The sequence below is a fragment of the Spirosoma taeanense genome (assembly GCF_013127955.1).
GTDB classification, from domain to species: domain Bacteria; phylum Bacteroidota; class Bacteroidia; order Cytophagales; family Spirosomataceae; genus Spirosoma; species Spirosoma taeanense.
The window spans coordinates 3,659,080-3,678,971 of record NZ_CP053435.1 but is presented as its reverse complement, the minus strand read 5'-3'; the positions used below and the strand labels follow the sequence as shown (position 1 = coordinate 3,678,971).

The 19,892-nt window shown below is 49.9% G+C and carries 21 protein-coding genes; 7 read left to right on the top strand and 14 right to left on the bottom strand.

What is annotated here, in order from left to right:
* Nucleotides 1-60 precede the first annotated feature (60 nt).
* Nucleotides 61-846, bottom strand: a complete 786-nt coding sequence (locus HNV11_RS15385; protein ID WP_171740511.1) for a peroxiredoxin family protein — start codon at nt 844-846, stop codon at nt 61-63.
* Between the two features lie 276 nt (nt 847-1,122).
* Nucleotides 1,123-2,139 (bottom strand): methyltransferase, encoded by a 1,017-nt coding sequence (locus HNV11_RS15380; protein ID WP_171740510.1) that lies wholly within the window; start codon nt 2,137-2,139, stop codon nt 1,123-1,125.
* 424 nt (nt 2,140-2,563) lie between these two features.
* Here HNV11_RS15380 and HNV11_RS15375 point away from each other — a divergent pair, with 424 nt between their 5' ends.
* A complete protein-coding gene (locus HNV11_RS15375; RefSeq protein WP_171740509.1) occupies nt 2,564-3,433 on the top strand; it encodes a DMT family transporter in 870 nt (289 codons plus the stop codon).
* A gap of 199 nt (nt 3,434-3,632) precedes the next feature.
* Here HNV11_RS15375 and HNV11_RS15370 read toward each other — a convergent pair whose 3' ends face one another.
* The 6 genes from HNV11_RS15370 to HNV11_RS15345 form a co-directional block, all read right to left on the bottom strand.
* Complete coding sequence (locus HNV11_RS15370) at nt 3,633-4,178, bottom strand: sugar O-acetyltransferase (protein WP_171740508.1); 546 nt, start codon at nt 4,176-4,178, stop codon at nt 3,633-3,635.
* Nucleotides 4,179-4,366: 188 nt separating this feature from the next.
* A complete protein-coding gene (locus tag HNV11_RS15365) occupies nt 4,367-4,843 on the bottom strand; it encodes a nuclear transport factor 2 family protein (RefSeq protein ID WP_171740507.1) in 477 nt (158 codons plus the stop codon).
* Nucleotides 4,844-5,147: 304 nt separating this feature from the next.
* Complete coding sequence (locus tag HNV11_RS15360) at nt 5,148-5,792, bottom strand: DUF4760 domain-containing protein (RefSeq protein ID WP_171740506.1); 645 nt, start codon at nt 5,790-5,792, stop codon at nt 5,148-5,150.
* Nucleotides 5,793-6,040: 248 nt separating this feature from the next.
* Nucleotides 6,041-6,346: a tyrosine-type recombinase/integrase gene (locus HNV11_RS15355; RefSeq protein WP_240163471.1), complete on the bottom strand. Its 306-nt coding sequence runs from the start codon at nt 6,344-6,346 to the stop codon at nt 6,041-6,043.
* On the bottom strand, nt 6,328-7,032 hold the full coding sequence (locus HNV11_RS15350) for a phage integrase N-terminal SAM-like domain-containing protein (protein WP_171740505.1): 705 nt from the start codon (nt 7,030-7,032) through the stop codon (nt 6,328-6,330). The genes HNV11_RS15355 and HNV11_RS15350 overlap by 19 nt, the downstream gene beginning before the upstream one ends.
* Complete coding sequence (locus HNV11_RS15345) at nt 7,025-7,372, bottom strand: single-stranded DNA-binding protein (RefSeq protein WP_171740504.1); 348 nt, start codon at nt 7,370-7,372, stop codon at nt 7,025-7,027. Before HNV11_RS15345 ends, HNV11_RS15350 begins: the two co-directional genes overlap by 8 nt.
* A gap of 165 nt (nt 7,373-7,537) precedes the next feature.
* Between HNV11_RS15345 and HNV11_RS15340 the strand changes: the two genes are divergently transcribed.
* The 3 genes from HNV11_RS15340 to trmD all read left to right on the top strand — a co-directional run bounded on the left by HNV11_RS15340 (nt 7,538) and on the right by trmD (nt 9,442).
* A complete protein-coding gene (locus HNV11_RS15340) occupies nt 7,538-8,098 on the top strand; it encodes a 30S ribosomal protein S16 (RefSeq protein WP_171740503.1) in 561 nt (186 codons plus the stop codon).
* Between the two features lie 95 nt (nt 8,099-8,193).
* Entirely contained in the window at nt 8,194-8,781 is a 588-nt protein-coding gene (rimM, locus tag HNV11_RS15335; protein ID WP_171740502.1) for a ribosome maturation factor RimM, read from the top strand.
* Nucleotides 8,771-9,442, top strand: a complete 672-nt coding sequence (gene trmD / locus HNV11_RS15330; protein ID WP_171740501.1) for a tRNA (guanosine(37)-N1)-methyltransferase TrmD — start codon at nt 8,771-8,773, stop codon at nt 9,440-9,442. The genes rimM and trmD overlap by 11 nt, the downstream gene beginning before the upstream one ends.
* A 38-nt stretch (nt 9,443-9,480) precedes the next feature.
* Here trmD and HNV11_RS15325 read toward each other — a convergent pair whose 3' ends face one another.
* Together HNV11_RS15325 and HNV11_RS15320 are read right to left on the bottom strand one after the other, a co-directional pair.
* Nucleotides 9,481-10,674 (bottom strand): S8 family peptidase, encoded by a 1,194-nt coding sequence (locus HNV11_RS15325; RefSeq protein WP_171740500.1) that lies wholly within the window; start codon nt 10,672-10,674, stop codon nt 9,481-9,483.
* 134 nt (nt 10,675-10,808) lie between these two features.
* On the bottom strand, nt 10,809-12,854 hold the full coding sequence (locus HNV11_RS15320) for a PAS domain-containing sensor histidine kinase (protein WP_171740499.1): 2,046 nt from the start codon (nt 12,852-12,854) through the stop codon (nt 10,809-10,811).
* A gap of 201 nt (nt 12,855-13,055) precedes the next feature.
* Between HNV11_RS15320 and HNV11_RS15315 the strand changes: the two genes are divergently transcribed.
* Nucleotides 13,056-13,457 carry a response regulator gene (locus HNV11_RS15315; RefSeq protein WP_171740498.1) on the top strand — a complete coding sequence of 134 codons (402 nt, stop codon included), beginning with the start codon at nt 13,056-13,058 and terminating at the stop codon, nt 13,455-13,457.
* Nucleotides 13,458-13,534: 77 nt separating this feature from the next.
* On the opposite strand, the gene HNV11_RS15310 is transcribed toward HNV11_RS15315, so the two are convergent.
* Together HNV11_RS15310 and HNV11_RS15305 are read right to left on the bottom strand one after the other, a co-directional pair.
* Complete coding sequence (locus HNV11_RS15310) at nt 13,535-15,745, bottom strand: transglycosylase domain-containing protein (RefSeq protein ID WP_171740497.1); 2,211 nt, start codon at nt 15,743-15,745, stop codon at nt 13,535-13,537.
* A gap of 111 nt (nt 15,746-15,856) precedes the next feature.
* Entirely contained in the window at nt 15,857-16,309 is a 453-nt protein-coding gene (locus HNV11_RS15305; protein WP_171740496.1) for a GNAT family N-acetyltransferase, read from the bottom strand.
* A 161-nt stretch (nt 16,310-16,470) separates the two neighbouring features.
* On the opposite strand from HNV11_RS15305, the gene HNV11_RS15300 reads away from it, so the two are divergent.
* Nucleotides 16,471-16,902: a hypothetical protein gene (locus tag HNV11_RS15300; protein ID WP_171740495.1), complete on the top strand. Its 432-nt coding sequence runs from the start codon at nt 16,471-16,473 to the stop codon at nt 16,900-16,902.
* Between the two features lie 2 nt (nt 16,903-16,904).
* On the opposite strand, the gene HNV11_RS15295 is transcribed toward HNV11_RS15300, so the two are convergent.
* The gene (locus HNV11_RS15295; protein WP_171740494.1) at nt 16,905-17,930 is read right to left on the bottom strand and encodes an RluA family pseudouridine synthase; all 1,026 of its coding nucleotides are present in this window, start codon (nt 17,928-17,930) and stop codon (nt 16,905-16,907) included.
* 41 nt (nt 17,931-17,971) lie between these two features.
* On the opposite strand from HNV11_RS15295, the gene HNV11_RS15290 reads away from it, so the two are divergent.
* Nucleotides 17,972-18,886 carry a 1-aminocyclopropane-1-carboxylate deaminase/D-cysteine desulfhydrase gene (locus tag HNV11_RS15290; protein ID WP_171742197.1) on the top strand — a complete coding sequence of 305 codons (915 nt, stop codon included), beginning with the start codon at nt 17,972-17,974 and terminating at the stop codon, nt 18,884-18,886.
* Nucleotides 18,887-18,889: 3 nt separating this feature from the next.
* Here the strand turns inward: HNV11_RS15290 and HNV11_RS15285 are convergent, their stop codons facing one another.
* On the bottom strand, nt 18,890-19,840 hold the full coding sequence (locus HNV11_RS15285) for an L-threonylcarbamoyladenylate synthase (RefSeq protein WP_171740493.1): 951 nt from the start codon (nt 19,838-19,840) through the stop codon (nt 18,890-18,892).
* Between the last annotated feature and the right edge of the window lie 52 nt (nt 19,841-19,892).

Below are 19,892 nucleotides of genomic sequence, written 5' to 3'. Positions count from 1 at the left end.
GGTTAGTTGTTTTTGTGTATTCCTTATTTTGTCGTGTTAAGAGGTGTCGCTGCAGTCGATCTACTCAGCGACAAGCCGCTTAATGGCAGCACGAATTCGAACCATGTCGTCCGTACACATTGCGTGTAGCTCAGTGCCGTTGTCATCGTGGTATTCCATACCGGGATGGACGAACCGTATGATCCCGGACTTGTCTAATATGAATGTAACAGAGGTTGCAGGACGCTCGGGGCCCGCTAGCCACCAGTCCTTTAGTGTTCCGGTGCGCCACTTCCAATCGATTGCTACCGGAAATTTAAAGTCCCTGGCTTCTACCACACTTTGCACACGTTGGATGTCGAGCGGATCATCCCTCCCGTCCTTTGGATGGTATGCACCAATTAACATAAAGCCACTGTTTGCGTACTCCTCGTATAACGATCGAAGCGCTGGGGCGCTGCTGGCGCAGAAAGGACAAGTGTCAGTAAACCAACGAACCAGAACGACTTTACCCTTAAGATCCTCCAGAGTTAGCGGCTTGGAGTTGAGCCAAGCGTCAAATTGAAACGGGGGCGCAGCAACACCGATGCGGTCATCACCCGCAGAGCGGTTCATGTCTTTCAAACCTGTTAGAAGCGCTGAAATCTTGGCGTCAGCTTCGGTCTCGGACATGCCCCGTTTGATGTAAAGCTCACGTTGGTGCTCCCAAGACTTTACGGTTACGTATTTTTTAACGGAAGCTGTTTCAGAATGAGAATGGTGGGCTTCGTTGACATTAAGCTTGGGCACTTTTGTGGCACAAGAAAACATCGCAGCACAGAGTACGGGAAACAAAATTCCCCGCAATACGTTTTTTTGATGTTTCATGACGGTATTCTTTTTAGATGTTATCAACTTCTATTCAACTCTTGTCACAAATTACCGCTAACGTATCAGGTATTTACGATGGTAGGGATTTTATAACCATCAGCCCTGGCCGACTGGAGTACAAATTAATTACAAAAATTGAAAGTTTATTGTGAAATCCAATAGAATTCCGTCAAGCCGGAACAGAAGCTGATAGCAATTTACTGCCGATTGCTCCAACGTCCAGCCCCACTATTGGCAATACTCTTGTTGGCTGTAGTTTTATCCATTCGTTTCTTACTGTTTAGTAAATCCTTCTATAATACTAAATGGAGACATAGTTGGTATAATTCGCGTTAAGCTCAGTCCTGCTTCATCGAATAATGCTTCATATTCCTTTTCTGTTCGTTCACAACCTGGTAAAAATTGCAACATTTGTAAATCAAGGAACTTGGCAGGAGACGGTTCATTGCCTTCAGGTACCACCATTTCTACTACTAATACCCTTCCTCCTTCTTTCATAGCTTTCCTGCAATTTTTAAGTATAGCAATACATTGCTCATCACTCCAATCATGGATAATGTGTTTCATGATGTAACCATCTCCACCTGGGGGTACCGATTCAAAAAAATCACCGCCTACAGTTTCACACCTCTCTGCTACACCATGTTCATGTAAAAGTTTTTCTGCTTCGGCAACAATAGCAGGGGTGTCATACAATACACCTTTTACATTACCAAATTTTGCAAGAATAGAAGCCAGTAAAAATCCATGTCCGCCACCAACATCCACCAATTTTGAAACGGAAGAAAAATCGTAGGCATTTACTACGGCAACACTTGAAAAAGCACTGTTACTGGTCATGGCATCATTAAAAACCTTTCCAGCTTTCTCATTACTCCAGAAATATTCAAATGACGATTTGCCATGTACTTTATCAAAAGAAGGTTTGCCTGTTTTAACACTGTATGGAAGTTCTGCCCAGGTCTGAAATTGCCAATCGCAAGTTATCATTTCAGCGAAAGCACGTAAGCTACCTTGTGCATTACTAAGCAATGGTTCGGCTAATGGAGTTAATGAGAACTTTTTTTCATTGTCTTCGGAATAGACACCAACACTGGCGCAAGCACGTAACACCCGATAAAGAGAACGGGCATGAACTCCTGTTTGTCGGGCTAATTCATCCGCGGTTTTTGCGCCATCCTTTAATAAGTCCGCAATATGTAATTCTGCAGTAACGCCAATTGCACGAGATGAGGCAAAACCGAAAAGCATTTGCATTAAAAGTACAGGAGGAGGAAGTTCTTGTGTCATGATTCAAAGTATTAAATAAATAAAAATGAAAAATATTTTGATTATGAACTATCCACAAATTACAGCCAACGAACAGGGCTTGCTGCTGTGGCGGCATTCAGGGAACGTCCAGCCCCCGAACCGCAGCCCGGTTTTATTTTGTTGTTGAAGATAAGATTTGCTGCCCAATGTTATTCGTCACGCTGGAACTGTAGCCGATGCTCATACATAGCTGATGACATGTTCGTCGCCCCGCCATAGCAGCAAACCCAATGTTAGTGGCAGGTTTTGTCGACACCGATTCTATTATTATCTTTGCAGCCGGATAGGAATTTTACAGATTAATATTCCAACATTAGAGAAGAGAATTGGGAATATTAGTTTTTCTTTTGCACTTCAAATGCATACTCTAATAGCTTAATTTAAACACGTTAAACTATTGTGTATGCAAAAAAGACATCTTTACTTATTCCTTTTAATTTTAGGAACGGCTTTTTGGGGTATTTCCTTCACATTTGTAAAAGTTGGTGTTGGGAATGGCTCACCCTTTGTATTTTTATTCTACAAATTTGTAATTGCCACTGCTTGTCTGGCTGCCGTCTTTTTTAATCAATTAAAGTACATAACTAAAAATACTTTGAAAATAAGTGTTTTAATTGGAGTTCCATTATTGGCTGGAACGATTTTACAGACGATAGGATTAAAATATACAACTGTTTCAAATTCGGCATTTATTACAGGGTTGGACGTCTTGCTTATACCAATATTGAAGTTTCTTGTTTACAAAAAGAAGGTAGAATCAAAAATTTGGGTCGCCTGTTTTTTAGCTTTACTGGGATTGTACATAATTGTTGTAAAAGATGGATTGTCATTAAATGTTGGTGACCTTTGGATAATTGCTTGTGCTTTTGGATTTGCTTTTTATGTGCTTCAAGTAGGTAAATTTTCTAATGAAAAAAATCCTATGCCCGCTGTTATTCTACTAATGTTATTCTGTGCTGTAGGATGTCTAATTTTTGCTCAGTTTGATTCAAATGCTATTTGGTTTCCGAAAACCGATGGATTTTGGTCTGGTGTTCTCTTTGCTGCTATCCCTGCAACTGCATATATGTATGCTGTTCAAAATGCTGGTCAACGTCATTTGGGCGAAGAAAAAGTTGCCTTAACTTATTTATTTGAACCTGTTTTTGCTACTATTGCAGGCATTTTTATATTAAACGAGAAATTTACAAAAGAAATATTTTTTGGGGGACTACTAATTGTCTCTGCTATGTGTATAGCCGAAATTAACTTTAAGAAAGTTCTCAAGAAGTAGATTGTCGAAAATCTCTTTAATAAACGGAATGTCAAACAAACTTGCCACTAACGTTTTTCAGCTTTATGCAGTAGTGGCATTGATGGTTTTGCTATCTCACTACTGTTCCAAAGCCTATTAACGATATTCTGTTTAAATCTATTCCTAAAGCCACTATTGCTAAAGCTGTTGTTAGCGGTAGTCGGTTTGGGTATTCTGTTTATTGTTCTGTGTTTATGTTTCTTAGCTTCTTTGCAGGATTACCACCAACAATTGTATTTGCAGGAACATCTTTTGTAACTAAAGAACCAGCAGCAATAATAGAATTATCTCCTATGGTAACCCCTCCGATAATGGCACAATGACCACCAATCCATACGTTGTTACCAATAGTAATTGGTTTGGCAAATCCAGTCTTATGTCTGTTTATGGGATTTATATTATGTCCTGCTGTATAAATTCCAACGTTTGGAGCTATTAAACAGTTATCTCCAATTTTTACTTCCCCCATATCTAAAATGGTACAGTTAAATCCCGCGTAGAAGTTTTTCCCAACATGTATATTGTAACCTAAGTCACAATGAAAATTATGTTCAACAGATATGCCTTCTCCAGCTGAACCAAATAGTTCGTTTAATATCTCTCTTTTGAACTCATTAGCTTCATAGTCTGCTTGATTAAATTTTTGAAGCAGATTCCCAGCCCTAACAAAGTCTTTCTTTAAGCTGTTATCACCCCGTATGTATTTATTCTTGTCTTCGTTCATTGGTTATTACACGATGTAAATAAGATTGCCACTAACGTTAAACGTGTTTATGAAGTTGTGGCAATTGAAAAACCTCCGCTTCAATTAACCACATAAGCAAAAGAATGATTTATAGTTGAATGCTTAACGTCAAGCCACAATTTTATAAACACACTGTTAGCAGCTGTTTGGGTTTTATGCTTTTGAACTTACTTCTTCTCTGGAGTAGGTGGCTCTACATAAGTGCCACTGCCTGCAGCCAAAGCCCATCTGCCATCCGTTTTAATGTAGGTTTCCAGTCGTGCTACCGTGAATCGTATGGGCTGTCCTTTCCTTTCCGCATGCACCTCAACTAATCCGTGGACGACGATTGTATTGCCGTTGTAAACATAGATTATAGGCGGTTGAAGACCTTTAAAAGACCTGTAGATAAATTCTGTTTCAGGGGTGCCATTGTATTTCACTGAATCACCAGGGATCACAGGAGCTTTATATGTTTGCTTGTCCCATACCTTTCCATCTGGTGTGATAGCAATCAAACCTTTTGCCCATGTAACTTTATTAATATCGCCTGCTTGTTTCATTATTTCTTCCTGTTCCGCTTTGGGAAGTTCATCAAAACGTATCTGTGCATACATAATTTTAGAAAGACAAGTGAAAAGAAATAAAGTCAATAGCTTTTGCATGATGGAAAATATTTGTATGTAAGGAAGTAAGTTAGGTTGATTTTTCAAGCGTACCCCTATTTTCTGTAACCTTTTTTAAGTTTGTGAAAATAGCTGCTAACGTTGACGGCTTGGCGTTGTGGCGGTATTCCGTGTTGCGTCAGCCGATAATTGTTGCTGATTAAATGTACAAATGTTCATTGATTTTTCTACTGCCAAATTTATAACGTCCTGCTGGAACAACAGATGAATAGCGAACTGCTGCCGATTGCTCCAACGTCCCGCCGCCATAACGCCAAACCGATTGTTGTGCGTTCGCTTTTCGTCACTCCGGCAATTTTCCGGTCTCGTCTAATGGTGTATTTACAGAAGGATTTGAGGGATACCATTTTTCATCATGCAGTTTTTCAATGACTTTCCATGGATGATATTTTCTTGCTTTGTTTACATGCTCACGGTAGTCAGAAAGCACAATAAACCAACTGTGGAAAGTGTGATAAAATGCCTGCTTCATTATTATCTCGTGTGCAACTTTATTCTCAATTGCAATTGCCATTGTTTCAAAATAATTCAGCACCAAATTCATATGGTCTGTGATAATCAAAGCTTGGGAATGCACTTTACCTTCTGCTGTAAGTGCTGCTAATTCTTCCTCCCTAACTTTTTTTATCTCATTCCAATTGATGTCGTCAGGGTCTAAAAACGCTTTTGGCCATTTATTGTTGATACATTTTCGTGCTTGAACAAAGTTTGTGTCGTCCCACTTAGAAATAAAATTTATAGAAAATTGACGTTTTGCATAATCGTGGTTGTCAGTAAACGATTTAGCTGCTATTTCAAATTGTCTCGTCCCTAAGCCGAATTGTTTATTAGCTGTTTTATAAATCCGTATAGAATTGTAGAGCGCAAGTAAAGCGATTATTGCTGCAATAGATGAAACTACTATCTGAATAATGTCTTTTGTCTCCATACATTTTTGATTATACAGTGTTTTGTAAAGTGACGCACAACTCATAAATAGACGCATGTTTTACGCGTCAAGCCAAATTTTACATTTTCCTTGGAAGAATCCAAGTACTATGATTTAAATTGTTAAATCACTATTTGTCAATAACTTATGGGTATGCTTAGCTGGGTTCAGGCTTGAACAATACAAAAAACGCAATGCGTATTTTGTATTGTTATCGCGTGCAAACAATACAAAATGCGCGTACTGTACTATAAGGTGTCTAATGGACTTTTTACCTTTTTCAAACTTTGGTCACTTACTTGTATGTAACGCAATGTAGTTTTTATATCGTTATGACCAAGTAAATCCTGTATGAATTTAATGTCAGTCCCATTCTCAAGCAAATGGGTAGCGTAACTGTGCCGAAGCGCATGAATGCCAACTTCTTTATTTATCTTAGCTTTAGAAAGGGCCATTTTGAAAACTTGTTGTGCACTTCGTTTGCTGTACTGCTCCCCGTACTGTCCCTCAAACAGGTATTTCTTTGGGCGATAAGTTATATAATATTCCCGCAATTGGTTAAGTATACTATCCGGTAAGTTGACATATCGGTCTTTCTTGCCTTGAGCATGGTATTATGCTTGAGGTTGGTAGTAACGGCAAAAAGTCGTTTTATGTCGGCGGTTGACATCACTTTGGGTAGAATAGATGGCTTCTTAGGTCGTGGAATCTCAAAGAAAAACCGCTCCCTGTGCAGCACCTGTTCAAAAAAGAATTTTACCGCGTTGATTCGGCTGTGCAGCGTATTCTCTGATAATTTTAGGGTATTAACGCAGTATAGAAAGTAGCTGCGAAGCCGGTTAGCATCCAGCGAGTCGACTGGTACTGCCTTGAGTACATACAGGAGTTGAGCAAACTCATTACGATACGTTTGCAGGGTGCTGGCGCTGTACGATTTCAGTTGCAGCGTTTCAATTAGTCTTTGAAGAGCTGGCTGGTTAACTGGGTGTATTTGAGCAATGACTGTTTTCCCTACCAGGGGTGGAGCAATGCCAAATTGTCGCCGGTAATGCGCATTATCAACCACATACCAGGCTTTTTGCGTATGGCTCCAGAAAGCGCCTGTTAACTGTCTTACCCATTTGTTCAGGACAGGATCATCAACAAAGCGAATAAAAATGACGGCCTTCTGATGGTGAAGTGCCTGCTCAAAAGTTACGCCCGGCATTTGTTCGGCCGGTTTGACTACTTGCTCATTCATTGTCGACGGCCTTTTTGTCCAGCATAATAATCTGATCGGCCACTACTTCCGTTACGTAGCGTTTACTGCCTTCTTTATCATCGTAGCTGCGGGTCTTCAGCCGACCCTCCGCATAAACCAGACTGCCTTTTTGTAAATACTTATAAGCTAAATCGGCAAGGCTACGCCAAAGTACTACCGTGTGCCAGTCTGTGGTCGTGTGCGTTTGCCCATATTTGTCTTTGTAGCTTTCAGTAGTTGCCAGTGAAAATTTAGCAACGCTGGTATTGCCTTCCAGTTTCTGAAACTCGGGGTCGTTACCAAGATTGCCGATTAGCGTTACTTTGTTTAATCCGCGCATTAGATTGATAGATTACGGTGAGCTTGTCAGCTAAACGTTCAGGGAGAGGTTTGTGAAAAGTTCAGCACTTTACGAAGACAGTTAATAAAAGTCAACTTTTTTTCGTACCTTTGCGGCCACGTTTTACGCGGGGGACGCGTCCCCCATCAAAACCAACAAGCACAAATGGCTGTTAAAATTCGTTTAGCGCGTCGTGGACGCAAAAAGATGGCGATGTACGACATCGTTGTGGCTGAGTCAACCTCGCCCCGTGATGGACGGTTTATCGAGAAAATCGGTACGTACAACCCCAACACCGACCCTTCGACGGTCGCCCTGAAGTCGGAACGGGCCGTTTACTGGCTCATGGTAGGTGCCCAGCCGACCGATACTGCCCGTTCGGTATTGTCGCACGAAGGCATCATGTACCGCAAACACCTGCAGGTGGGCGTGAACAAAGGTGCGATTACGCAGGAGCAGGCCGATGAGAAATACACGACCTGGAAAGAAGACAAAGAGAACCGGAAAGCCGGTGCTGCCGAAACCAAAACGCAGACCAAAGAGCAGGCTCGTGCCGCTCGTCTGGAAGCTGAGCGTAAGGTGAACGAAGCCCGCGCCGAGGCTATCGCCAAGAAAAACAAGGTGGAAGAGCCCGTTGCTGAAGAAGCACCGGCTGCTGAAGCTACGACCGAGGAGGCTCCGGCCACCGAAGCGGCTGCACCCGAAGAAACACCGGCTGCCGAATAGTTTTTCGACCGGACCGGCGTTCCGGCATCCGGTAAACTTTTTAATAAAGAGCCTGTTCGTATCTGGACAGGCTCTTTTTATACCCTACGAATACTGTGACAAAAGACGATTGCTATCAGGTAGGCCACATCACCAAGACCCACGGTGTCAGCGGTGAACTGGTTCTTTTCTTGGATGTTGATGATCCAACTGAATACGCCGATCTGGACTCGGTCCTGCTGGAAGTGAAGGGCGAGCTGATTCCGTATTTTATCGAATCTATCGCGATTGTGAAAGGCAGTCGGGCCATCGTGGCCTTCGAGGATATCGACACGATCGAGCAGGCCGAACGGCTGATTAACTGCGGAGCGTATCTGCCGCTGGAAAATCTGGAGCCCATCACAGACGAAACCCGATTTTACTTCCACGAAATCGTGGGGTATCAGGTTGTGGACGCCGAAGCCGGTGCGTTAGGCACGGTGCGGGGCGTGTACGCCATGAACGCCCAGGATCTGATCGCGATGGATTATCAGGGTAAGGAAGTGCTGATTCCCATCAACAGCGACATCGTCCGGACGGTCGACCGGGAAAATCAGAAACTGAACGTGGTCCTGCCCGCTGGTCTGCTGGAAATTTACATGGAAGACAACAGCAAGGAGAAGCCGGAAGTTGACGGCGATGAGGACGCTACCGATGAGGATTGATATCATTACGTGTCTGCCGAAGCTGCTGGAAAGCTTTTTTGCGCATTCAATTCTGCAGCGGGCGCAGCAGGGCGGGTACGTAGAGGTTGTTGTCCACGACCTGCGCGACTACACGGCCGACAAACACCGGCGGGTGGATGATTACGCTTTCGGTGGGGGTGCGGGTATGGTCATGCAGATCGAGCCGATTGCGCGTTGTATTCGGGCGCTGCAGGCCGAACGCACTTACGACGAAGTAATCTATATGACGCCCGATGGGCAGACGCTGAATCAGCAGACGGCCAATGCGCTCTCATTACGTCAGAATCTGATCATTCTCTGCGGTCACTACAAGGGCGTGGACGAACGGGTTCGCGAGCTGTTCATTACCAAGGAAATCAGCATCGGCGATTACGTCCTGTCGGGTGGTGAACTGGCCGCGTGTGTCTTATCCGACGCGATTATCCGGCTGCTGCCGGGCGTTTTGAACGATGAAACTTCGGCCCTGACCGACTCCTTTCAGGACAATCTGCTGGCCCCACCGGTCTATACGCGCCCGGCGGAGTTTGAAGGGCACCGCGTACCCGACATTCTCTTGTCGGGCCACGAAGCCAGAATTGACGAGTGGCGGCACGAGCAGGCGCTGGAACGCACCCGTATGCGCCGACCGGATCTGCTCTAGTAAATCCGGTCGGTCTTGGGGACTGGTTGTTTCTTTGCCTATTGCCCCGCCATAGGGTCGGGTTTGCCGTCGGGGTCGCCCTGCACGCTGCCGTGCGTCGGCAGGTTACTCCCGCGAATCAACAGCAGGCCCGCTACGTGGGGCGCAGCCATCGACGTACCCGAAAGGGTTGCATACTGGCCGTTCTTATAGGTCGACGTAATCCGGACGCCATAAGCGCAGACGTCCACGCTGGCGCCGAAGTTGGAAAAACTTGCGAACTGGTTAGTCCGGTTCATGGCCGAAACCGTAAATACGTTCGGGTGGTTGACTCCGGCCGGAGCGTACCCGTCGCTGTCTTTCCCATCGTTACCGGCCGCGATCGCAAATAGAATCCCCATATCGGCGGCCTGCCGAACGATCCGATCGAGCGTGGCCGAGGTGCCTTCGCCACCCAGACTCATGTTGACCACATCGCCCGCGCGACCATTTTTAATGACATGATTGACGGCCTGAAGGAGACCCGATAACCGGCCTTCGCCCAACTGGTTCAGCACTTTTAAGGCAACCAGACGAGCGCCCGACGCTACGCCGGTAACCCCTACGTTATTGTTTTTCGCGCCGATGATACCTGCTACGTGGGTGCCGTGTCCGTTCTCATCGTTGGCCGTTTTGCCGCTGATGAACGAGACGCTGCGTTCGGTATCGACATTCAGGTCTGGGTGGGTCAGGTCAATGCCGGTGTCAATAATCCAGACCGTTTTGTTGGTTTGCAGGTCGCCCCGGCCGTAGCCCGTCTGCTGAATGTTCCACAACAGCGTTTTAGGCGTTTCAACGTCTACGCAGCCACAAATTGCCATGACGCGATCCGGCTCGATGGATTCAACGGCGGGGTCGGCCTGTAAGCGGGTGGCTTCTTCGTCCGTCAGGTGGGCCAGAAAACTGCTGCGTTCGCCGGTCAGGAGCAGTTCGGTCTGCAGGTTCGTGATCTGATGGCGGGTCAGCAACCGACTAACGCTTTGTTGTGGACTAACGACGCTTTGCCGGGCGTTGGGAACTGCGGTCGTCGGGTCCTCTTTAAAGGTTACGATATACGCACCCGCAATGGGCTGCCCTGACGTAGTAGACGCTTTGACCAGGCAGTCGGGGGAGAGACCCGCGGGCTGAACGTCGCGATCAGCGGAACAGCCGAACAACGTAAGTCCGGCCACGGCCACTTTCAGATAAGCCGCCATGGAGAATGAAAAGCGCATAGTGAGTCTGGTTCTATAGCGAACGTAAGAATACTTTCGTACATAATCAGGCCATGCAGTCGGTGCTACGGGGGCGGATACGGTCCGTTATTAAAACGAAGATTGGGTTGGATTCGTGCGTTAGAAAAGGGCGTTTAGTGCTGTTTGAAGGGGAGTAAAATGGTAAACGTAGCGCCTTCGTTCGGGTGACCGTCGGCGTAAATGAACCCCCGGTGATTCTCGACAATTTTCTTGCAAATCGCCAGTCCAATGCCTGTGCCACCGAACTTAATGCCGTGCAGCCGCTGGAAAATACCAAAGATTTTTTCCCGGTAGGCGTCGTCGAAACCAATGCCATTGTCCTGAACGTCGATACAGGCGTACTGGTCCGGATAAATACTGAACCGGATCGCATCGGCAGGGCTTACGGGTTTGGCTCCAATCGTCACGGCTGGCGACGGCCCCCGGCTGAATTTGAGGGCGTTGCTGATAAGGTTCTGGAAAAGCTGGTGTATCTGGCCGGTATTGGCTTCGAGCAGAGGCAGCGAACTAACGGTTACGCGGGCCGATTTCTCCCGGATTACCATTTCCAGGTCGTCGGTAATGCGGCTGATGACGGCGTTAATATCTGTTTCGGCACAGAACAGCGCCTGATTGGACAGCTTCGACAGGTTCAGCACATCGTCAACCAGGCCCTGCATCCGGTTAGATGCGTTGATCATCCGGTGGAAATAGTCCAGTTCGGTATCGTTCAGTTTACCGTCGACCGTCGAGCTGAGAATGTTGCCAAACGCCTGAATTTTTCGCAGCGGCTCCTTCAGGTCGTGCGACGCTACGGACGCAAACTGCATGAGATCGAAATTCGAGCGTTCGAGGTTGTGGTTGGCCGTTTTCAGCTCCTGGGTACGTTCCGCAACGCGGGTTTCAAGCAGTTCGGAGAGTCGTTTCTGATCGTCGATGTCGGTACAGGTGCCGAACCACCGGATGATGGTGCCACTGGCATCCCGTACGGGCGTGGCCCGGCCCAGGAACCAGCGGTACGTGCCGGGATTACGCCGGTCGGCGAAGCGGTACTCAATCTGATACAGCTGGCCGGTTCTGATCGCGTGGTAATACGTATCCAGACAGGGCTGAACATCATCGGGGTGAAGAATGGGAATCCAGCTCTGATCGCCATATCCTTTCTCAAAGCCCGTGTACGTATACCATTGCTGGTTGTAATAGTCAATAAACCCATCGGGGCGGGCCGTCCAGAGAATCTGGGGGACCAGATCGGCCAGGTGCCGAAAATGGACTTCGCTTTCTTCAAGTTTATGGCGGGCCTGTACCGCATTGGTCGTTTCGGTAACGACGCACATGACCCGGTCAATCGTGCCATCCGGTTCCCGCAGGGGCTGGTACGCGGCACTGCCGTACAGGGTTTTTAGCTGCCCGTTTTCGAGCATGGTAAACGGCAGATCTGCAACCGTAACGGACTTGCCCGTGGTCATTACGTCAGACAGCATTTCCTCATGACCCTCATTGGCTGTTTCCGTCAGGACGTCGAACAGAGGCCTTCCCAACAATTCTCCGGTTGGTCGGCGCCAGATCTGGCGCATCGGCGGATTGGCCATTTCCACCACAAAGGTGGGGCCGCGCAGGATGCAGATCGCCATGGGAGCCTGCTCAAACAGACTATGCAACTGCTGCTGGCTTTCTTCGGTCCGCTTTCGGGCCCGAACCGTCTGCGTCGTTTCGGTGACGGGAACCAGGATGCCTCGGATCTGCCCTGTTTCATCACGAAAGGGCGAGTAGGAGAAGGTGAAATAACAGTCTTCCAGGTAACCGTTCCGGTTCAGGGGAACCAGCAGATCTTCGGCGCTGAAGGCTTCCCCCCGCATAACGCCCTCAAACTTGGGGCCGAGCCAATCCCAGATTTCGGAGAATGTATCTTTTGCGCAGCCACCCAAAGCCGAAGGATGCTTGCTGCTGCCCAGAATGGGCCGAAAACTGTCGTTATAAAACTGAATCTGATCGGGACCCCAGACGAGATACATACCGAAACTGGTATCCAGGATCAGTTGAACGGCTATTCGCAGGCTTTGGGGCCAGGCGCTGATCGGGCCAACGGACGTTTGCGACCAGTCCATGCCCCGGATGAGCGTACCCATTTCACCACCGCCGATCAAAGATTGTTCAGAAGGTATTACTTCGGTATACATTCGTCAGGTTCAGGAAGGTTTGGTGTATTCAAAAATAAAAATTTCCGGTTACCCGCAAGCGTTCTGCGCTAAATATGGTCTTAAATGGCATACTGGTGAGGTGGTTTACATTCGTTGTTAATCTATGTTCAGCTTACTATCTTCACAGAAAATCGTCTGCTCCATAATGCCGGCTAATTAAAGATTTTACCTACCAGACTCGTGAAAAACACGTTACAGATTCTGCTGATCGAAGATGATCAGGACGATGTGGAGCTGTTTCTATACGCGCTCCGAGCAACGTGTATGGCATGCACGCTGAATGTTGTCCGGCAGGGAAATGAGGTAATGCCTTATTTGCAGTCTGTATCGCAACGCCCGGATGTAATCGTGCTGGATCTTAATCTGCCGATGGTAAATGGTCGGGAACTGCTGACTCAGATCAAAGCTGACCCCGATCTGAAAGTCGTGCCTGTAGCGATTCTGACGACTTCATCCGCGCCCGAGGATCGTCTGTATTGCCTTCAGGCGGGTGCCAATGATTTTATCACCAAACCCACAACCATCGAAGAGCTGGGATCGGTTGTGAAAACGGTTATCCAGCTGGGGCGAAGCCGTGACTGACGAACAAACATGCAAAGAGCGACCCCCGGGGGTCGCTCTTTGCATGTTTGTTCGTTGTTTGGTTTTAGGTCAGTCGATCAACTGCCTTCATTCTCTTCCTGGAGCCGCTGCTCTTCCCGCTCCCGGCGTTTACGTTCGCGCCGTTCCTGGCGAAGTTGTTTGCGGGTTTTAACGGTATCCGTCGGCGCAACTTCAGTAGGCTGCGTTTCGGGCTGGACAGCAGGCTGGTCGGGACTTGTGCGTTCAGCATCGGTTTTGCCTTTAAAGAGCCGCCGAAAAAAGTTGCCGAAGCCTGCACCTTCATCTGTATCGTCAAACTGATCGTCGTTGGCCGGATCGAGCATCAGGCTGTCCGGGTTGAAGAGCGTATCAACAGGGGCAATCTCCCGGCGCAGGCCTTCGCGCAGCCGGACGTCATAGAAGCCATACGCACCTGAGTCGGGGGCGGCAAGACCGCGCCGGGCCATAATGCGGCCGATGAGCCGGAAATAACCGCGTACATTCCGCACCTGCAGGGTTCCGTCGGGCAGAAACCAGTTAAGGGCTGCTTTGGGACGGGGCACTACAAACGCCAGAAAAATGCTTTCGCCCAGGGATAAATCAGCCGGCGACTTGGCAAAGTAATAGCGGGCGGCCTCGCCGATGCCATAGATGTTGCGGCCCCACTCAATGATGTTCAGGTACACCTCATACATCCGTTCTTTCGGAGTGATGTGCTGATTTTCAATGAGCCAGACGATCAGAATCTCTTCAATCTTGCGCGACAAGGTCTTGTTCCGATTCAGGAAGGCGTTTTTGACCAGCTGCATCGAAACCGTACTGGCACCCCGCTTGAAGGACTTTTCCTTGAAGTTGGTGGCAATGGATACCCGGAAGGCTTTTTCGTTGAAACCTTTGTGCGTAAAGAAGTTATAATCCTCCGATGTCAGCAGAGCGTTGCGCAGGTCAGGCGCGATCTGATTTAGCGGGGTATAGTCCGGGTTTTCGGGGCCAACCACAATCGGCCGGACGGGTTTATCTTTTTCATAAGGGGTATACACGAAAGGACGGTTGATGGCCGCAAAATCCGTTCGACCCATCTTAATGATCCGGAAGCCATCCGGCGTCAGGCCCGAGTTGAACTGGACCGAATCGGGCATGGCCGTATTGAGCTGAAACGCCAGATCATACCTGAGCTTACCGGTTACCTGCATGCCTTCCAGCGATTCAAACAGGCCCTGCGGAAACGAGTTAAACAGTGCCTGCGCATCCATCTGGTCGGTGTGGAGCTGCAGTTCGTAAATCTTGTTGGGGGTAAGCGTGTACTTCACAAACGGGCGGGCGCTGACTTCGCCCAGCCGCAGCACCGAGGAACTGTCGATGCCAACGTAGTTTTCGCCGACAAACAGATTGGCTTCCATCGACGCCCGGTCGACCAGGACATCGGTGCGGGCAATGGCCGGATGGTTGACGCGGAGGTTACGTACCGAACCGGCGCCTTCCAGCCGAAATTCACCTTTCGCGCGGTCAACGTCACGCAGTTCGGCCCGAACGGTATCGGCCTGTAATTTGAGGTTGAACTTCTCCTGAATGTACGGCAGTTCAAGCGGTTTGCCGTCGGCATACAGCGCCAGATCGTATTCGCGGTCGGCCGGATCGGCAGTGCCCATTACGTGCCAGGTAGCTTCGTCGCGGTTAAGCTTCAGCGTGGACGTAACGACTTCGTCTTTGATAACGGCTGTCTGAGTCAGCAGGCTGACGGTATCGTTATTGTCCATGCCCCGAAACTCCAGGTTACGGACGTTGAGGTCGTCGGGAATTTTGGAGAGGATGTTGTCAATCAGATTCTCCGCGACATCCGAGAGGTCGGTGCGCCGGCTGCCGGTCGTGGCGGTAGAGTCGCGCTTCCGGCGAAGCAAAAAGTCGATGTTGGTCAGTGAGTCGCGTTTGACCACCTGAACCAGGCCGTTTTCGAGCGTCATGCCTGACAGCCCAACCTTACCCACCAGCAGTGGCCAGAACCGCACGTCGATTTCGGCGCGCTCGATACGGGCCAGACTATCGCGCTGTTCGGGTACGACCGAAATATGGGCGAACGCTACCGAGCTCAGCCCCGTGAACGTAGCCGAACCGATGCGCACGTCGAGGTTATAATCCCGTTTGGCCTTACGGATCGCCCGGTCGAGGGCGGCCTGCAGCAGGCTTTCGCGTTTGGAATAAGCAATGCCAGCACCTACACCGCCCAGTAAGAAAAGACTCAGAAACACCCAGCCGGCAATCTGCAGGGCTTTACGTTGACGATCGGTCATGCTCAATCACTATTCTCGGAAGCGCAAAGATACGGTTTTTAGACGGAGGGGCGAAGGACTTGAGACAAAGGGTTTGTAACAGCGCCCGGCGCTAAGTGCTTCGCGCTCTGCCTAAAAATCCAGGTGGCAGTTCGTCCAGCCGTCGTCGAAGCGGGTGCCAAACTGCTGATAAAAGCCAATGGCAGGCTGGTTCCAGTCGAGCACCTGCCACATCATACCCGTGCAGTTGGTTTCTTTGGCCATTTCAATGGTAGCGTCCAGAAGCAGTTTGCCGATGCCGTACCCCCGAAAATCTTCCGTTACGATGATGTCTTCCAGATAAAGCCGCTTGCCCTTCCAGGTCGAATACCGAAAGTAATACAACGACATGCCAACGATTTTCTTGCTGTCGGAGTCTTCAGCAATGATAATTCCAAAGAGGGGGTTAGGACCGAAACCATCTTCAGCCATTTGCTCAACTGTATTGGTAACCTGGTCGGCGGCTTTTTCGTAAATGGCAAGCTCGGTTACTAAGGCGAAAGCCTGTGGAATATCGGCGCGGGTACCGGGGCGGATACTAATCATGAGGGAATGTTTGGGGGGACGAAAGTACTAAAAATAGAGGCAAACGGCTCGCAGAAGCCTGACCTTTTACGAAATTTTAGGTCCGCAGGCGAAGAGCGCTGTTCATTGCGCCGAACGAATTCCGTAATTTGCTAATCGGTACAATAAACGCTTGTCCAAATATGAAACCACAACATTTCTTCCTCTTGGGTATTTCGCTAACCATGGCCATGTGTCGGCCCGCAACGCCCGACCCGGCTGATCGGTATGTCGGCACGTGGGATTGCCAGGCCTCGGTGACCGAAACGGGAGTACAGTCGGCCCGTTCCTTTAAGGAGCTTCCCATCGTGAATATCAGCAAGCTGGACGCGAACAACGTTAAAATTACCTTCCCCGATTCGTCGAGTCTGCAAATGAACGCTGAGCTGGTAAACCGGAAGCTGGTCATCCGTCGGCAGGATACGTACCTGTATGCAACGGGGCGATACAATGGCCGCGTTACGGTCCTGGGCGATGGCGATTTTAACAACACCAAATTAACGCTGATCTACACGGCCACCGCCGGTACACAGAGCTATACGCGGTCGGTGCAGCTGGCCGGCACAAAACGATAGACTCAATCCGTCAGGTAATTCTCCCATTTGGTGAGAACCGTCCGGAAATCTTCGGGCAGTTCAGAGTCGAACTGCAGCCACTCGTGGGTACGGGGGTGCGTGAAGCCTAAGGATTTCGCGTGCAGTGCCTGCCGGGGCAGTCGTTTGAAGGCGTTCTCAACAAAGGCCTTATAACTTCCCACGGGACTGCCCCGCAGTATCCGGTCGCCCCCGTACATGGCGTCGTTGAACAGCGGGTGGCCGATGTGCTTCATGTGCGCCCGAATCTGGTGCGTCCGGCCAGTTTCCAGATTGCACTGGATGAGAGACACGTAACGCAGGGAGGCCAGGGTTTTGTAGTGGGTAACAGACCACTTTCCTTTTGTCTCGTCGTCGTAAATCACCTGTACTTTCCGGTCTTTGAGGCTGCGTCCGATGTAGCCCGTAACGGTGCCGTCGGGCGGGTCGGGCTGACCCCAGACAAGCGCGTTATAGGTGCGCTCGATGGTGTGTTCAAAAAACTGCCGGGCCAGGTGCGTCATGGCATATTCGGTCTTGGCAATAACCATCAGCCCCGACGTGTCTTTGTCGATACGGTGCACCAGTCCCGGCCGGATTTCGCCATTTCGGGAGGTAGGCAGGTTCTGAAAATGATACACAAGGGCATTGACAAGCGTACCGTCCCAGTTACCGTGGGCGGGGTGGACCACCATACCGGCCGGTTTGTTCAGCACCAGCAACTCGTCGTCTTCAAAAACAAGGTTAAGCGGAATATTTTCGGGCTTGATGTCGGTGTCGCGGGGTGGGTGCGGCAACGATACCGTAATTACATCTAAGGGCTTGATTTTATAGCTGGCCTTGGTAATCTTACCATTCACCCGCACGGATTCGACATCAATGGCCGCCTGAATTTTGGTTCGGGTGGCGTTCTGCAGCCGGTCCATCAGGAACCGGTCGATGCGCAGCAGGCTCTGGCCTTTGTCGACCACAATCCGGTGGTGTTCATATAATTCTTCGTCTTCCGAAAATTCCTCGGCCGCTTCGGTCATACTGGGTACGGTTTCAAAAAGTTTGGCGAATTTACGGGATGATGACTGATTTTGACGAACGGCTGCGGACGTTTGCGGCCCATTCGCCCCTGCAGCGGCTGGATGATGCCTTTCCTGAACCGGTCGGTATCCGGCTGTTTCTGAAACGCGACGACCAACTGCATCCGCTCGTGTCGGGGAATAAATGGCGTAAACTTAAATACAATCTGCTCGAAGCCCGGCGGCAGGGAATCAATACGTTACTGACGTTTGGCGGAGCCTATTCCAACCACCTCTATGCAACGGCTGCGGCCGGACAGGCTTTTGGCTTTCGCGCCATCGGGCTGGTGCGGGGAGAGGAACTGGCCCAGTTGCCCCGCAACTCAACCCTGGCCTTCTGCGAAGCCTGCGGCATGCAGCTCCATTTCGTCAGCCGTTCGGACTACCAGCGTAAAGATCATCCGGATTATGTTGCTGAATTAATGCGGCAATTTGGGCCCTGCTTCGTTTTGCCCGAAGGCGGAACGAATGCCCTGGCCATTCGCGGAACCGCCGAGATTTTACCCGAACTGACCGCGCAGCTGGGCTTTGCACCCGATTACGTCTGCTGCCCCGTCGGAACGGGCGGAACGGTAGCCGGACTGGCGCAGTCGGCCTCGCCACAAACGCAGGTGCTGGGTTTTCTGGCGCTGAAATCGAGTTCGTTTGAGTGGCCTTTTCCGGGAGGTCAACCGGCCAATCTGGCGCTGATCACCGATTACCACGGTGGCGGTTACGCCCGAACAAGCCCGGCTCTGCTTGACTTCATCCGGGATTTTGAACGCAGAACGGGCGTTTTACTGGAACAGGTCTATACCGGCAAGATGCTGTTCGGTATTTATGACCTCGCCCGACAGGGGTATTTCCCCCAGGACGCAACGGTAGTAGCGGTTCATACGGGCGGCTTGCAGGGACGTAACGACGCCCTGAATAGCTGATGCTTACTGTACACTCGCCCGGCGCAGCCGATCATTCATGGCCCAGCCGAGTCCCTGATTTGGCAGTGGCTCAGCATAGATTACGTCGAGGTCAAGGTTGTCCAGCGCCCGCAGGTAAGCAAACAGGTTTTTAGCGGCTTCGATCAGGTCGCCGGTAGGGGAGAGAACGCGCTGATATTGCGGGTCAATTCCGCCGAATGGCTCCCGAAACACCAGCGCTCCGGCCCGTTGGCTGGGCGCGGGGCTTTCACCGGGGGCCAGTAACCGCAGCGGTTTTCTTGGGGCGTAATGACTGCTGAGCATCCCCGGTGCTTTGGGGTTCGAGGTTGAGTGATGCTGTACGTCGACCGGCCCAACGATGGCTTCGATCTGCTCCAGGGCCATGCCACCCAGCCGGTACACCGTTGGTCGTTCGTTGTCGAAGCCAATAATCGTTGATTCCAGGCCAACATCGGCCGGCCCGCCGTCCAGAATGTACGGCACCTGATCGCCCAGCTGGTCGGCAACGTGCTGCGCGGTGGTTGGGCTGATGTAGCCGAAGGGGTTAGCGCTCGGCGCGGCCAGCGGAAACTCGAGCGAACGGAGCAACTGGAGCGTCAGCGGGTGTTTCGGAATCCGAACGCCCACCGTAGCGAGACCCGACGTAACGAGGTCCGGGATCAGATCCTGCTTGTTCAGCAGCAGCGTCAGCGGACCGGGCCAGAACGTTTCGGCCAGCCGCCGGGCGGGTTCCGGAATGCCTTTAACGAACTGTTCTGCTTTCTCCAGTGAGTCGGTATGAACAATCAGCGGGTCGAATGCCGGGCGGTTCTTCACCCGAAAAATGGTCAGAATGGCGTCGGGGTTGAGCGCGTTTCCGGCCAGGCCATATACGGTTTCGGTTGGAATTCCCACTACATTCCCCGCTTCCAGGAAGTCTTTTGCTGCACGAAGGTCCGTGCCGATCTGCGTCATGCCCCAAAAATACGAAGATTTCCTGCGTACGCTTGCCCGACGTCCAGTTCTT

Excerpts from the sequence above, each read along its gene's own strand:
- HNV11_RS15385 (WP_171740511.1), bottom strand. The coding sequence starts at position 846 with ATGAAACATCAAAAAAACGTATTGCGGGGAATTTTGTTTCCCGTACTC.
- HNV11_RS15380 (WP_171740510.1), bottom strand. The coding sequence starts at position 2,139 with ATGACACAAGAACTTCCTCCTCCTGTACTTTTAATGCAAATGCTTTTC.
- HNV11_RS15375 (WP_171740509.1), top strand. The coding sequence starts at position 2,564 with ATGCAAAAAAGACATCTTTACTTATTCCTTTTAATTTTAGGAACGGCT.
- HNV11_RS15370 (WP_171740508.1), bottom strand. The coding sequence starts at position 4,178 with ATGAACGAAGACAAGAATAAATACATACGGGGTGATAACAGCTTAAAG.
- HNV11_RS15365 (WP_171740507.1), bottom strand. The coding sequence starts at position 4,843 with ATGCAAAAGCTATTGACTTTATTTCTTTTCACTTGTCTTTCTAAAATT.
- HNV11_RS15360 (WP_171740506.1), bottom strand. The coding sequence starts at position 5,792 with ATGGAGACAAAAGACATTATTCAGATAGTAGTTTCATCTATTGCAGCA.
- HNV11_RS15350 (WP_171740505.1), bottom strand. The coding sequence starts at position 7,032 with ATGAATGAGCAAGTAGTCAAACCGGCCGAACAAATGCCGGGCGTAACT.
- HNV11_RS15345 (WP_171740504.1), bottom strand. The coding sequence starts at position 7,372 with ATGCGCGGATTAAACAAAGTAACGCTAATCGGCAATCTTGGTAACGAC.
- HNV11_RS15340 (WP_171740503.1), top strand. The coding sequence starts at position 7,538 with ATGGCTGTTAAAATTCGTTTAGCGCGTCGTGGACGCAAAAAGATGGCG.
- trmD (WP_171740501.1), top strand. The coding sequence starts at position 8,771 with ATGAGGATTGATATCATTACGTGTCTGCCGAAGCTGCTGGAAAGCTTT.
- HNV11_RS15325 (WP_171740500.1), bottom strand. The coding sequence starts at position 10,674 with ATGCGCTTTTCATTCTCCATGGCGGCTTATCTGAAAGTGGCCGTGGCC.
- HNV11_RS15320 (WP_171740499.1), bottom strand. The coding sequence starts at position 12,854 with ATGTATACCGAAGTAATACCTTCTGAACAATCTTTGATCGGCGGTGGT.
- HNV11_RS15310 (WP_171740497.1), bottom strand. The coding sequence starts at position 15,745 with ATGACCGATCGTCAACGTAAAGCCCTGCAGATTGCCGGCTGGGTGTTT.
- HNV11_RS15305 (WP_171740496.1), bottom strand. The coding sequence starts at position 16,309 with ATGATTAGTATCCGCCCCGGTACCCGCGCCGATATTCCACAGGCTTTC.
- HNV11_RS15300 (WP_171740495.1), top strand. The coding sequence starts at position 16,471 with ATGAAACCACAACATTTCTTCCTCTTGGGTATTTCGCTAACCATGGCC.
- HNV11_RS15295 (WP_171740494.1), bottom strand. The coding sequence starts at position 17,930 with ATGACCGAAGCGGCCGAGGAATTTTCGGAAGACGAAGAATTATATGAA.
- HNV11_RS15290 (WP_171742197.1), top strand. The coding sequence starts at position 17,972 with ATGACTGATTTTGACGAACGGCTGCGGACGTTTGCGGCCCATTCGCCC.
- HNV11_RS15285 (WP_171740493.1), bottom strand. The coding sequence starts at position 19,840 with ATGACGCAGATCGGCACGGACCTTCGTGCAGCAAAAGACTTCCTGGAA.